The organism is Jezberella sp., assembly GCF_964834465.1.
The window spans coordinates 23,421-36,010 of sequence record NZ_CBAZRM010000009.1; the positions used below are offsets into that span (position 1 = coordinate 23,421).

12 protein-coding genes and 1 tRNA gene are annotated in these 12,590 nt (G+C 52.6%); 6 read left to right on the forward strand and 7 right to left on the reverse strand.

Annotated elements, in window-relative coordinates:
* The first annotated feature begins 54 nt into the window (after positions 1 to 54).
* Positions 55 to 1,575 (forward strand): 3-hydroxyacyl-CoA dehydrogenase, encoded by a 1,521-nt coding sequence (locus AC1W8Y_RS08345; RefSeq protein WP_482014019.1) that lies wholly within the window; start codon positions 55 to 57, stop codon positions 1,573 to 1,575.
* A gap of 30 nt (positions 1,576 to 1,605) precedes the next feature.
* Here the strand turns inward: AC1W8Y_RS08345 and AC1W8Y_RS08350 are convergent, their stop codons facing one another.
* Positions 1,606 to 2,157, reverse strand: coding sequence for a c-type cytochrome (locus AC1W8Y_RS08350; protein WP_482014020.1), 552 nt, complete (start codon positions 2,155 to 2,157; stop codon positions 1,606 to 1,608).
* Between the two features lie 121 nt (positions 2,158 to 2,278).
* Here AC1W8Y_RS08350 and AC1W8Y_RS08355 point away from each other — a divergent pair.
* A tRNA-Arg gene (locus AC1W8Y_RS08355) sits at positions 2,279 to 2,353 on the forward strand.
* Between the two features lies 1 nt (position 2,354).
* On the opposite strand, the gene gshA is transcribed toward AC1W8Y_RS08355, so the two are convergent.
* Together gshA and AC1W8Y_RS08365 are read right to left on the reverse strand one after the other, a co-directional pair.
* Positions 2,355 to 3,929, reverse strand: a complete 1,575-nt coding sequence (gshA, locus tag AC1W8Y_RS08360) for a glutamate--cysteine ligase (protein ID WP_482014021.1) — start codon at positions 3,927 to 3,929, stop codon at positions 2,355 to 2,357.
* An 81-nt stretch (positions 3,930 to 4,010) separates the two neighbouring features.
* The gene (locus AC1W8Y_RS08365; RefSeq protein WP_482014022.1) at positions 4,011 to 4,217 is read right to left on the reverse strand and encodes a response regulator transcription factor; all 207 of its coding nucleotides are present in this window, start codon (positions 4,215 to 4,217) and stop codon (positions 4,011 to 4,013) included.
* 266 nt (positions 4,218 to 4,483) lie between these two features.
* Between AC1W8Y_RS08365 and metX the strand changes: the two genes are divergently transcribed.
* The 3 genes from metX to AC1W8Y_RS08380 are packed head-to-tail and all read left to right on the forward strand — an operon-like array spanning position 4,484 to position 7,510.
* A complete protein-coding gene (gene metX, locus AC1W8Y_RS08370; protein ID WP_482014023.1) occupies positions 4,484 to 5,647 on the forward strand; it encodes a homoserine O-succinyltransferase MetX in 1,164 nt (387 codons plus the stop codon).
* Positions 5,647 to 6,252: a methionine biosynthesis protein MetW gene (gene metW, locus AC1W8Y_RS08375; protein ID WP_482014024.1), complete on the forward strand. Its 606-nt coding sequence runs from the start codon at positions 5,647 to 5,649 to the stop codon at positions 6,250 to 6,252. The genes metX and metW overlap by 1 nt, the downstream gene beginning before the upstream one ends.
* Before the next feature lie 4 nt (positions 6,253 to 6,256).
* Positions 6,257 to 7,510, forward strand: a complete 1,254-nt coding sequence (locus tag AC1W8Y_RS08380; RefSeq protein WP_482014025.1) for an AmpG family muropeptide MFS transporter — start codon at positions 6,257 to 6,259, stop codon at positions 7,508 to 7,510.
* Positions 7,511 to 7,594: 84 nt separating this feature from the next.
* Here the strand turns inward: AC1W8Y_RS08380 and AC1W8Y_RS08385 are convergent, their stop codons facing one another.
* The gene (locus AC1W8Y_RS08385) at positions 7,595 to 8,389 is read right to left on the reverse strand and encodes an exodeoxyribonuclease III (RefSeq protein ID WP_482014026.1); all 795 of its coding nucleotides are present in this window, start codon (positions 8,387 to 8,389) and stop codon (positions 7,595 to 7,597) included.
* A 54-nt stretch (positions 8,390 to 8,443) separates the two neighbouring features.
* On the opposite strand from AC1W8Y_RS08385, the gene pyrE reads away from it, so the two are divergent.
* Positions 8,444 to 9,121, forward strand: a complete 678-nt coding sequence (gene pyrE, locus AC1W8Y_RS08390) for an orotate phosphoribosyltransferase (RefSeq protein ID WP_482014027.1) — start codon at positions 8,444 to 8,446, stop codon at positions 9,119 to 9,121.
* Positions 9,122 to 9,179: 58 nt separating this feature from the next.
* Here pyrE and gatB read toward each other — a convergent pair whose 3' ends face one another.
* Genes gatB through gatC form a run of 3 tightly spaced genes read right to left on the reverse strand, consistent with a single transcriptional unit; the run spans position 9,180 to position 12,480 of the window.
* Positions 9,180 to 10,637 carry an Asp-tRNA(Asn)/Glu-tRNA(Gln) amidotransferase subunit GatB gene (gene gatB, locus AC1W8Y_RS08395; protein ID WP_482014028.1) on the reverse strand — a complete coding sequence of 486 codons (1,458 nt, stop codon included), beginning with the start codon at positions 10,635 to 10,637 and terminating at the stop codon, positions 9,180 to 9,182.
* Positions 10,634 to 12,169, reverse strand: a complete 1,536-nt coding sequence (gatA, locus tag AC1W8Y_RS08400) for an Asp-tRNA(Asn)/Glu-tRNA(Gln) amidotransferase subunit GatA (protein WP_482014029.1) — start codon at positions 12,167 to 12,169, stop codon at positions 10,634 to 10,636. The genes gatB and gatA overlap by 4 nt, the downstream gene beginning before the upstream one ends.
* A gap of 2 nt (positions 12,170 to 12,171) precedes the next feature.
* Complete coding sequence (gene gatC / locus AC1W8Y_RS08405) at positions 12,172 to 12,480, reverse strand: Asp-tRNA(Asn)/Glu-tRNA(Gln) amidotransferase subunit GatC (protein WP_482014030.1); 309 nt, start codon at positions 12,478 to 12,480, stop codon at positions 12,172 to 12,174.
* Positions 12,481 to 12,590: the final 110 nt, after the last annotated feature.

Genomic DNA, 12,590 nt, shown 5'->3' on the forward strand with positions numbered 1-12,590 from the left:
ATACTCAGCGTCGAAGTGAAAAACTATTCAAAACAAAGGCAGGAGATCTCTTACATGAAAAAAATTCAAACCATCGGTGTTGCTGGCGCCGGTGCAATGGGTCGAGGTATTGCACAAATTGCAGCACAGGCTGGATTCAAGGTGCGGCTGTTTGACACGCAAGCTGCCGTGGTGGCCTCAGCGGCTGAGGCGTTAGCAAAGACGTGGAACACGCTGGCGACCAAAGGCAAGATCACACCAGAGCAATCCCAGGCCGCCCAAGATAATCTAATGGCAGCAGCTGCGTTGACTGACCTTTCAGATTGCGACTTGATCATAGAAGCCATTATTGAACGGCTCGATATCAAGCAGGCGTTTTTCCGTGAACTTGAGTCCGTCGTAAGGCCAGATTGCATATTGGCATCCAACACGTCTTCCCTTTCCGTGACCGCGATCGCCTCGGTGTGCAAACATCCGGCCCGCGTGGTTGGTTATCACTTTTTCAATCCTGTCCCTCTCATGAAGGTGGTGGAAGTGATTGACGGATTGCGCAGCGATCCGGCGGCCGGTGATACCCTGATGGATCTGGCCCACGCCATGGGACATACGCCTGTGCGTTGTAAGGACATGCCCGGTTTCATTGTGAATCACGCCGGCCGCGGTCTTGGTCCTGAAGGCTTGAAAGTGATTCAAGAGTCGGTCACCAACTTCGAAACCGTAGACGCCATCATGCGAGATCAGGTCGGCCTAAAAATGGGGCCTTTTGAACTCATGGATTTGACAGGCCTTGATGTCTCACACCCCGTGATGGAGTCAATTTACCGGCAGTTTTTCGATGAACCTCGGTTCAAACCATCGCCTATCACGACAGTACGAGTGGCAGGTGGTTTGCTGGGACGCAAAACTCAGCGTGGCTATTACGAGTACGTTGATGGTTTCAAACAGACCGAACCAGAGGCCGCACCGCCTGTGCTTGATGAAGTCGTCAAGGTCTGGGTCAGCGCCACGCATCCTATTGGGCACGCATTGGCCACCGCCTTACTTCAAAAACTAGGGGCCGTCATACAGGCAGGGGCTCGTCCTGATGCTGACGCGTTGATTGTCGTGACGCCCTATGGGCAAGATGTCTCGACCGCGGTTGTGCAGCAGGGTCTCGACCCAAGCCGCACGGTAGGGCTCGATACCTTTAACGGTTTTGAGCACACCCGTCGGCGGACATTAATGGTGTCGCCTGCAACGGCTCAAACGTGGGCAACTCGGGCACATGCATTGCTGGCGGGCGATACCGTTCGTGTCAGTGTGATCGAAGACTCGCCTGGTTTTGTTGCGCAACGTATTGTTGCGATGATCGTCAATATTGCCTGTGATATTGCACAACAAGACATCGCGACGCCGGCAGACATCGACAATGCGGTGAAGCTTGGTTTGGGCTACCCGCAGGGGCCACTGTCAATGGGCGATTCACTGGGTGCCGCAACGATTCTGGAAATTTTGAAGAATATTGAAGCGGTAACCGGAGACCCCCGCTACCGCCCAAGCCTCTGGTTGCAACGCCGCGTGCAATTGGGCATGTCACTGCTGAAGAAATCCAGCTAAACGCTGGATTTCACCAAGAAACGGCTTTGTTTATTTCTTGGGTGCGTCTGCGGGGGTCGCAGGCGCTTCAGGTTCTTTAAAGTCAGCGCCGGCGCCATTGGTCATGAAAACAACAGCACGGGCAATTTCGTAATCATCCAGTGCTGGGTTACCACCCTTGGCAGGCATGGCGCCTTTGCCATTGATTGCGTGCGAGACAAGCATCGCCTGGCCGGTCGCGATACGTGGGGCCCAGGCGGCTTTGTCGCCAGTTTTTGGGGCACCCGCTAAGCCGGCAGCGTGACAGCTCATACAGACCACTTTGTAAACCTGCTCGCCTGTTTTGAACACTTTAGGGCCAGTGGCATCGACCAGCTCAAGCGTTGCAACCGGTGCAATGCGTTCGCCAATGGCTTGAGCGGCGAGCGAGTTTGATCCCGCAGCGGTTTTTTCGCCGGCAGTGACAAAGTTCACAAGCAACAAAATGACTAACACCGGAAGGATGAAAGCCAATACAACTGTCACGATCAGTTGCTTCGGTGTCTTGATTAAAGAGCCGTGCTCTTCTTCGTGTGTTTCGTGATGTTCTTGGATGTTGCTCATGACCAAATCCTGCGAGTCTCAGAAAGGTTTTACGTTGCGCTGGCGATTATAGCGGGATATATCGCTCAAAGGGCGACTGGATAATCCCGCTGGGTGTCAAACAGTTATAATGGCTGACTTGGCGCCCGTAGTTCAATGGATAGAATAAGAGTTTCCGAAGCTCTCGATACAGGTTCGATTCCTGTCGGGCGCACCAATTACCCAAAAGTTGGGGCTTTGAGTGCAAGATGAAACTGGTTGACGTACTGGTCAAACGTTTCTGAGTCTGAATCTTCGATGGTTTTTTGTGCCACCAGTGATTCACGCGCCTCGCTGTTAGCCCGACGCTGTTGCTGGTCGGTCAAACCCGCTAACCGCAGTGCAGCTGCCTGCCTTGCGCTTAAATCTTGCACAAATTCATGAAATGACTGTTTGTTGCCCCGCAGGGTTTCCAGTAACTTGGCCGAAGGTGTCAAAGCAGGATTACGCACTTTCAGTTGCTGCGGCGCCATCGCGAGTCTGTAGTTCTCATCTTTCAGGCAATCCGCCAGCGTATCCGCACAGTCACTAATCTGATCAATCAAAGAGGCTGCCCACGCAGTCAACGCGACTTGTTCGCCGTCGCGCTTGAGCATCAATCCCGGTTGTCGTCCAAACTTGACGGTTTGTGCAAAGTTATCGACACTTTCTGCGCAAAATCCGTTGTTATCAAAATTCGGGCTGTCTTGGGTGGCGCAAAAGAGGATAAACGCATCCATGAAATGCGCAGTTTCGCTAGAAATCCCGATGGTCTCGTTGTAATCAATATCCAGACAGCGGATTTCAACGTATTGAATGCCCCTTTCGTTTAGTGCGGTAATCGGCCTCTCGCAGGGGCCGGTGGTTCGTTTGGGGCGGATGCTGGAGTAAAACTCGTTTTCAATTTGTAATACGTTGGTATTGAGCTGAATCCACTCGCCATGGCGGTGCGTGCCAATTTTCGAATACGCAGGCCACGGAGTCGTCACTGCCTCATGCATGCTGATTAAAAAGCTGTTGAGATCGTTGTAACAAGGCTTCAACGTGGCTTGGGCTTTGTTCTGATAACCCAGATCGCTCATGCGCAGACTGGTCGCATAAGGCAAAAACAAAGTATCTGCGTCAAGCTGGTCTAAGCCTCGCGAACCTGCCCGCAGGAAGTCTTTCGATACGGCTGGTGTTGCGCCAAACAGGTACATTAACAACCAGCTGTAACGAGTAAAGTTTCTGATTAACGCCATGTAACCTGCAGAGCGTTTATCTTCAACGGTAGCGCCTGGCATATCAATGACTTGCCAAAAGCTTTCGTCAAACGAAAAATTGTAGTGCAGCCCTGCAATGCATTGCATCGTTTTGCCATAGCGTTCAGCCAACCCGCGCCGGTAAACATGTTTCAACATACCAGTATTCGAGGTGCCAAACCAAGCAATCGGGATGTCTGCTTCTGCAGGAAGATGAGCTGGCATCGAGTGATTCCACATCATTTCATCAGCCAGCGTGCACGCGATCACTGTCTGAAGTTCTGTCATCTCAGCAATCAACGTATCAACACGTGTGTGAGTGCCAGAGATGAGCTCAAGCAGCGCCTCAGAATAATCCGTCGTAATCCGAGGATGGGTCAGTGCTGATCCAAGCGCTGGCGGGTGCGGCTGCATTGAAAGCTGCCCCAAGGGGTTGACCCTTAAACCTTCCTTTTCGATCCCACGGAGGGACTTTGAGAGTAGACCTGGCTGACGTTCTAGGAGGGTTAGACGTTGGGACAAAGTGGCGCTCACGGAAAATCCTTTCTCTGATAGTCCAATGCATTTTAGGTGATATACCTTTGGGCATGATAGCCGTCAAACATCACGCCAACGTTACGCCTCAAGCAAACCTTGCTGTATGGCAAGCGAGACCCCAGCCTGCCTTTTGTAGACGTTGAGTTTGCGACACGCGTTTCCAACGTGAAAATTAACGGTACGTTCACTGACTTGTAAAATCGTGGCCGTTTCCCAACTTGTTTTGCCTCGTGCGATCCATTGCAGGCACTGGCGTTCGCGATCAGAAAGTATTCGTGTCTTCATACGGGGACTTCTCCTGTTGGCACGTTGATGAATATGCATGACTCGCCCAGCGTAAAGTTGCTTAGTGTGAACATATTCCTCAAACTTGAGAATGCGCAAAATCCCTGTTAGTTGTTTCTAATAGCGTCACATTTGTTATTCGTTGTAAGGGCAAGGGCTACCCGCATGCCGAGTGGTGGGGGCAAATGCTAGAATGAAAGCTAAATACGCGCCGATTTGCCTGATCCGCTTGCGGGCGCCGCATAAATCCAGCTAAAGAGTTATCGATGATTAAATCGTCCGATTCGGTCGGTGTGGTTCACACACAATTTCTGCACTTTGAAGAACCTTTACGGTTAGCTAGCGGTCAACAAATTGACGCCTATACGCTGGCCGTTGAAACGTATGGCACGTTAAATGCTGACGCCAGTAATGCCGTGCTGATTTGCCATGCACTGAACGCCTCCCATCATGTGGCAGGCGTCTCGGCAGATAATCCAGACGATATTGGCTGGTGGGACAACATGGTTGGGCCAGGCAAACCCGTTGATACCAACCGGTTCTTTGTCATCGGGGTCAATAATCTGGGTTCATGTTTTGGCTCTACTGGCCCGGCTTCCATTCGTCCGCAGACGGGTAAGCCGTGGGGGGCTGCGTTTCCAGTGATCACGGTTGAAGACTGGGTATCGGCTCAAGCGCGAGTCGCAGACCGGCTAGGTATACAGCGTTTTGCTGCGGTGATGGGTGGCTCGCTGGGCGGAATGCAAGCACTCAGCTGGGCAATTACTTGCCCTGAGCGCGTCGCGCACTGCGTCGTCATCGCCAGCACACCTCGCTTATCAGCACAGAACATTGGCTTTAACGAGGTCGCGAGAAGGGCCATTATTACCGACCCGGATTTTCACGGCGGTGATTACTACGCGCATCAAACGGTTCCTCGCCACGGGCTGTCAGTTGCCCGCATGATTGGGCACATTACCTATTTGTCTGACGATGATATGGCTGAAAAGTTTGGCCGAACGCAGCGTGAACCTGCAGCCGATGGCGAATTTCACTACGGTTACGGGGTCGAATTTGAGGTCGAGTCCTATTTGCGCTACCAGGGGGAAAAATTTTCGCGCTACTTTGATGCAAACACTTATTTGCTGATTACTCGAGCGCTGGATTATTTTGATCCTTCGCGTAAAACTGACGGTGATTTGGCCCAGGCGCTGGCGCCGGCAACGGCAGATTTTCTGCTGGTCTCTTTCACAACTGATTGGAGATTCCCGCCGCTACGATCACGTGAAATTGTCAAAGCTTTGTTACAAAACTCGCAAGCAGCCACGTATGCCGAGATTGACGCGCCGCATGGCCACGACGCCTTTTTACTTGAAGACGCTCGCTATCATCAGGTCGTCAGGGCGTATTTCGAGAGAATCTTCGAGTCGCTAAGCGGGGGGGCGCGGTGATGGGACTGAAAAGCGTGTCGAGTTTGCGTGGTGACTTGCAGAAAATAGCGGCGCTCATTGAGCCGACGACTCGTGTTCTGGATTTGGGTTGTGGCGACGGCACACTGCTCTCTTATTTACAGGAACAAAAAGGGGTTAAAGCGGTTGGGGTTGAAATCAATGATGCGTGTGTTTTAGCCTGCGTCAAACGCGGCGTGCATGTCATTCAACAGAATCTTGAAGATGGTCTGGCCATGTTCGACGATCAACAGTTTGATACGGTCGTGTTGTCTCAAACACTGCAGTCTATGCATAACACTGAACACATCCTGCGCGAAATGCTGAGAGTTGCTCGCCGCGGGATCGTATCGTTTCCCAATTTTGGCTATTGGCCGCACGGTTGGTCTATTTTGGCTGGGCGTATGCCGGTTACTGGACAGATGCCTTACGACTGGTACAACACGCCAAATATCCACCTCTGTACTTTGAAAGATTTTGAACGGCTGGCTGTCAAACTCGGCTTTAGGATTCTGGCCCGCTCAACCTTTAAAGACGATCACGAAATCAAGTTTTTGGCGGGATGGCGAAGCACGCTGGCGGTTTATCACATCACGGCGAGTCTCTGACGAGATGACCTCTGGCAGCCTTACCCCGGGTCACGTCTACTTGAGTCGACGCGTTGCGCCGTTGTTGCTCGTTGGTTTTGCCAGTGGCTTACCTCTCGCGTTGACGGGTGGGACCTTGCAAGCTTGGGCAACGCAACAACAAGTGTCTTTGCAAGACATCGGTCTGCTGACATTGGTGGGATCCGCTTACACCCTGAAGTTTTTCTGGGCACCCGTGGTTGACCGGTTTGCAGCGCCGTGGCTTGGTCGGCGTCGCGGCTGGATGATTGCGATGCAGTTGATTCTTGCGGCAGCGCTCATGGCAATGGGATTGCTCGACCCGAAAAATAACTTATCGGGTCTTGCTGCGATAGCCGTGTTTGTGGCGTTTTGTTCTGCCACCCAGGATATTGCCATTGATGCGTATCGAAGTGACGTGTTGCGAACGGAAGAACGTGGCGCGGGTGCAGCGCTATCTGTGATGGGTTATCGCTTGGCAATGTTGACGTCGGGCGGGTTGGCCCTGATTCTTGCCGACAATTGGTTGGGCTGGGGCGGGATGTATGTTTGCATGGGCGTGATCATGCTGGTTGCCTCGCTCGGCACATTTTGGGCATCCGAGCCTGAGCATGTGGCTAAGCCACCAGTGTCACTTTCAAGCGCAGTGATTGAGCCGTTGAAAGAGTTCTTCAGTCGCCCCGAGGCCGGCATGGTGTTGGTGCTTATTGTGTTGTACAAGCTCGGCGATGCCTTTGCGAGCGCATTATCCACCACGTTTTTGCTGAGAGCGGCGGGCTATACGGTGACTGAGGTCGGTACAGTCAATAAATTGCTCGGACTGGCGGCTACCATCGCGGGTGCGCTTGCAGGTGGGGCGTTGATGGCTCGCCTCGGGTTGTTTCGATCGCTGTTTCTCTTTGGTGTGTTGCAAGCGGTGTCGAATTTGGCATTTTGGGTGGTGTCGATCGGCCCCCACAGTGTTTGGCTGATGGCCGCCGGCATTGGGATTGAAAATTTGTGCAGTGGGATGGGTACTGCTGCCTTTGTTGCGCTGCTCATGGGTCTTTGCAAGCACGAGTTTTCGGCCACACAGTTTGCTTTGTTGTCTGCCCTTTCGGCGGTGGGGCGTACCTATTTGGCAGGGCCGTTGAGCCCGCCGCTGGTTGAATATCTGGGATGGCCACACTTTTTTCTGTTCACCGTGATCATCGGCGTGCCAGGCTTGATGCTGTTGTATTGGCGACGGCATGACATTGAAAAACTGGATATAACGACCTGATGAGTCAGGCCGCCTCAAGCGCAGATTAATGCGCTAGCCGCTCGTCAGGGCACGCAGAGATCCCCTTGGCAGAAATGGCCAATCTTACGGTTGAAGGGTGAAATCATAGTCAATCGTCAGTGGTGCATGATCAGAAAATCTCTCGTCCTTATAGATCGCTGCTGAGGTAGCGGTTGCCGCGATGCCTGGTGTGGCAATGTGATAGTCGATGCGCCATCCGACGTTTTTTGCCCAGGCCTGTCCACGAGCGCTCCACCAAGTGTATTGATCGGGACGGTCGTCGACTTGACGAAACACATCCACAAAACCGAGATCGTCAAAGATATGGGTCAACCAAGCCCGTTCTTCAGGTGTAAAGCCAGAATTCTTCTGATTAGATTTCCAGTTCTTTAAATCGATCTCTTTGTGGGCAATGTTCCAATCCCCGCAGACGACAAACTCGCGACCGGTTTTCTTGTGCTCAGCCATCAGGCCTTTCAGCCAAGGCTCGAACTTAGCCAAAAATCTAAACTTAGCTTCTTGCCGCTCTGGCCCACTTGACCCTGATGGTAAGTAAGCACTAACTACACTAACGTTGCCCCAATCCGCGCGGATAACTCGACCCTCGGCGTCGAACTCTTCGCATTCAATGCCTGTGGCCACTTTTTCAGCCGCTCTGCGCAAATAGATGCCGACACCGCTGTAGCCCTTTTTTTCAGCAGCGTAGAAATGTCCCGTGTAATCGAGTGGGTGCTGCAAGGGCTCGTCGATATCAGCCAAGTGAGCTTTGAGCTCTTGAAGGCACAAGATATCGGCTTGGTTGAGTGCCAGCCAGTCAACCAGACCTTTTTTGAAGGCTGAGCGGATACCGTTGAGGTTTAGTGATGTGATGCGTAGCAAGCTGATGCTCCGTGGGGTGTCATAATTATGCTTCTAATTTAGTCGAGAAATCATATGTCCAGTGGAACAGATCGCCGTGCCTTCGTTCAATTTGCCTTAGACGAGGGTGTTTTGAGATTCGGCAGTTTTGTGACCAAATCTGGACGAACCAGCCCGTATTTTTTTAATGCTGGGCTTTTTAACCGAGGCAGCTCGGTAGGGCGATTGGCACAATTTTATGCTCAAGCATTGATTGATGCAGCGTTGCCTTTCGACATGATGTTTGGGCCAGCGTATAAAGGTATTCCGTTAGCGACCGCGACGGCCGTCGCTCTCGCCGCTCACCCTGCCATGAGAGGTCGCGACGTGCCTTTTGCCTACAATCGGAAAGAGGCAAAAGACCATGGAGAAGGTGGGGTGCTGGTGGGGGCCCCTCTACAAGGGCGGGTGGTGATTATTGACGATGTTATTACCGCAGGCACCTCAGTGCGCGAATCTGTCGATATGATCCGCGGGGCAGGCGCTGAACCCGCTGCTGTGTTGATCGCCATGGATCGTATGGAACGAGCGGGCAATGATGGTAGCTTGTCACCCCATTCAGCTGTTCAGGAGGTTCAACAGCGCTACGGCCTGCCGGTCGTCAGCATTGCATCGTTGGACGACATTATGGCCTTGTTAAAAGATAACGCGGATTTTGCACAACACCAAGCGGCGGTTAAAGCCTACCGCGACCGCTACGGTATCAGCGACTGAGCCAGCCTATCGTCTCAGCGCTCGCTTGATCTCAATGAATCAACAGACGTTCGCTGGATCACTGGCCCAGTTTGCTTTTCAGCAAATCATTGACCTGCTGTGGATTTGCCTTGCCTTTTGCCGCTTTCATTACTTGACCCACCAATGAATTAAACGCCTTTTCTTTGCCTGCGCGATACTCGGCGACAATATTGGCGTGATCTGCCATGACTTCCTCAATGATGGCCGCAATAGCGCCCGCGTCGTTGATTTGCGTTAATCCCTTGGCTTCGATGATGGCATCGATATTGCCACCAAACTCCCCCAGCCAAAGTGCTGCGAAAACATCACGAGCAATTTTGTTCGAGATTTTGCCGTCTATGATGCGGGTCAGCAACGACCCCAACACCTTGGCCGGGACAGGACAGTCTGAGATATCTTTTTCTTCGCGATTCAATTGGGCAGATACTTCACCCATCATCCAGTTGGCAGCAATCTTTGCGTGACCAGCAGGCAAGGTATGGACAACGTTTTCGAAGTATTCAGCAAGATCTCTGCTCGAACAAAGTTGGGCGGCCTCGATCGCCGGCAAGCCATAATTGACGGTAAAGCGTTCTCTCAACGCTGTGGGCAGTTCAGGCATGCTTGCCTTAATTTCGTCGATCCACGTTTGTTCAACCACCAGGGGTGGCAAATCAGGATCGGGAAAGTATCGATAATCATGCGCATCTTCTTTGCTACGCATGCTGCGCGTTTCGTCTCGATCCGAGTCATAGAGGCGGGTTTCTTGGATGACTGTGCCACCATCTTCGATCAGTTCGATTTGTCGACGTACCTCGTATTGAATGGCGCGCTCAAGAAATTTAAACGAATTCACGTTCTTAACTTCGCAGCGGGTTCCGAACTCTTTCTGCCCAGCTGGCCTGACTGACACATTGGCGTCAATTCGAAACGATCCCTCTTGCATGTTGCCATCGCAAATGCCCAGCCAGGTCACCAGGCTGTGCAAGGTTTTGGCGTAAGCGACGGCTTCCGCCGCCGACCGCATTTCAGGCTCAGAGACGATCTCTAGCAGCGGCGTGCCTGCTCGGTTCAGGTCGATCCCGGTCGAGAGCTCACCATGCGGGCCTTCAAAATCGTCATGCAGCGACTTACCAGCGTCTTCTTCCAAATGCGCGCGAGTCAAATGAATGGTTTTTTCTGTATCGCCGACAAAAAAGCTGATGGATCCCCCAATCACCACAGGAATTTCAAATTGCGTGATTTGATAGTTCTTGGGCAAGTCAGGATAGAAATAGTTTTTTCGGGCAAAAATTGACCGTGGTGCAATGGTTGCGCCAACAGCCAAACCGAATCGAATGGCACGATCAACAGCAGTACGATTCATCACGGGCAATGAGCCCGGTAGCGCCAAATCCACTTCGTTCGCTTGAGTATTGGGCAGTGCACCAAACCGTGTGCTGCTACCCGAAAAAATCTTGGTATGCGTCAAGAGCTGGGTGTGTGTCTCGAGACCAATTACGATTTCCCATGTCATGCTGCTTGCCCCGCCGATCGTTGATGCCAGTCTGTCACTTTTTGATATTGATGAGCAATCGCCAACAATCTGCCTTCATCAAAGTAATCACCAATAATTTGAAGGCCCACTGGCAACGCTTTGCCCGACGATCCAGGCGCAAACCCGCAGGGGATAGACATGCCAGGCAAGCCGGCCAGGTTGACGCTCAAGGTGTAGATATCCGCTAACCAATCTGCCGTCGGATCATCGCTATTGACGCCGATTTGCTTGGCAACCGTCGGGGTCACAGGGCCCATGATGACATCGCATTGCGTTTTGAGCGCTGTCTGAAAATCCTGAGCAATGAGTCTGCGCAAACGTTGTGCCTGCAGATAATAAGCATCGTAATAACCGTGAGACAACACGTAGGTGCCCACGAGAATGCGTCGCTGAACTTCAGGGCCGAAACCTTCCGTTCGTGACTTTGATGTCATATCTGCCAGGTCTGTGTAGGATTCGCTGCGATGACCATAACGAACGCCGTCGTAGCGAGCGAGATTGCTTGATGCCTCAGCTGGCGCGATGACGTAGTAGGCGGGGATTGACAAGCGAGTGTTTGGCAGGCTAATGCTCACGCGTGTTGCCCCCAGTGCTTCGAACTGCGCGATCGCCGCTTCGACGCGTGCAGCGACGTCGTTGTCAAGTCCTTCGCCAAAGTACTCTTGTGGTACCCCGATTTTCAATCCCGCCAGTGGTTGGACGGGGTCAAGATCAAAGGTTTGTGATGCCTTATGGTAATCCGCCTTAATGCGTCCGGGCGAATTCGGCTCACCTCGACAGCTGACCGCACTGGTCGCGTCGCGTTCATCGAATCCACTCATACAGTCCAGCACATCGACCAGATCGCTGGCGCTTGCAGCCAAAGGGCCGGCCTGATCCAAACTCGAGCCGTAGGCGATCATGCCATAGCGAGAGACGCAACCGTAAGTTGGCTTGATACCGCTCACGCCACAAAGTGCGGCTGGCTGACGCACAGAGCCACCCGTGTCCGTGCCGGTTGCAGCAGCAACCAATCTCGCCGCAACGACTGCTGCGGACGCCCCTGATGACCCCCCTGGCACTGCGCTGTGATCCCAAGGGTTTAGGGTTGATCCAAACGCGGAGTGCTCGTTGCTAGAGCCCATCGCAAATTCGTCACAGTTGAGTTTCCCAAGAGACACGCAACCCGCTTGCAATAGTTTGTCGACAATCGTTGCATCGAAGGGGCTTTTGTATTGCGCCAGCATTTTGCTACCTGCGGTGCTACGCCATCCTTGCGTGACGAACACATCTTTGTGAGCGATAGGGATGCCTGTCAAGGGCGTGGCTCGCCCTGCGCCGATCATTGCATCGGCCGCTCGGGCTTGCGCAAGCGTTAATGCTTCGTCGATGTGTAAAAAGGCGTTTAAATCGGATTGAGTTTTGATCTGGGCCAGGGCATCCTGAGCGAGCTCGACCGCACTGATTTTTCTGTCCATCAAGGCGATTTGTAATGCAGCCAACCCATTGAAAGTACGGAATAAATTCGTCATGGTCAGTCAATCACCTTTGGCACCAAAAATAAACCTTGTTTTGAGCCTGGTGCGTTGGCCATGAGGGCTTGCCTGCGCTCAACCGATGCCGTTTCAGTGACCCTGTCTTCGCGTAGGCGCAACGGCATGTCAGCGACCATTGCCAATGGGTGGGGAAGGGGGGCAATCCCCGCGGTGTCAACGGATTGCAGCGTTTGAATGAGACCAAGTATCTGATCGAGGTCACCTCGTGCGACCTGTAATTGGTTGGGGTCGAGTTGCAAGCGCGCAAGGCGAGCAATTCGGACTACATCCTGTTCTGTAAGTGCCATCGGGAGTTGTGCCGTCAAAAGAGACTATCAAAGGCGGATATTGAGGCTAGAGCCCGCTAATTATCACGCAAAGAGCAACAATTATAAGTTATGATAGACGGCTATTTACA

Excerpts from the sequence above, each read along its gene's own strand:
- AC1W8Y_RS08345 (WP_482014019.1), top strand. The coding sequence starts at position 55 with ATGAAAAAAATTCAAACCATCGGTGTTGCTGGCGCCGGTGCAATGGGT.
- gatC (WP_482014030.1), bottom strand. The coding sequence starts at position 12,480 with ATGGCACTTACAGAACAGGATGTAGTCCGAATTGCTCGCCTTGCGCGC.
- pyrE (WP_482014027.1), top strand. The coding sequence starts at position 8,444 with ATGTCCAGTGGAACAGATCGCCGTGCCTTCGTTCAATTTGCCTTAGAC.
- metW (WP_482014024.1), top strand. The coding sequence starts at position 5,647 with ATGGGACTGAAAAGCGTGTCGAGTTTGCGTGGTGACTTGCAGAAAATA.
- gatA (WP_482014029.1), bottom strand. The coding sequence starts at position 12,169 with ATGACGAATTTATTCCGTACTTTCAATGGGTTGGCTGCATTACAAATC.
- AC1W8Y_RS08365 (WP_482014022.1), bottom strand. The coding sequence starts at position 4,217 with ATGAAGACACGAATACTTTCTGATCGCGAACGCCAGTGCCTGCAATGG.
- AC1W8Y_RS08380 (WP_482014025.1), top strand. The coding sequence starts at position 6,257 with ATGACCTCTGGCAGCCTTACCCCGGGTCACGTCTACTTGAGTCGACGC.
- metX (WP_482014023.1), top strand. The coding sequence starts at position 4,484 with ATGATTAAATCGTCCGATTCGGTCGGTGTGGTTCACACACAATTTCTG.
- AC1W8Y_RS08350 (WP_482014020.1), bottom strand. The coding sequence starts at position 2,157 with ATGAGCAACATCCAAGAACATCACGAAACACACGAAGAAGAGCACGGC.
- gatB (WP_482014028.1), bottom strand. The coding sequence starts at position 10,637 with ATGACATGGGAAATCGTAATTGGTCTCGAGACACACACCCAGCTCTTG.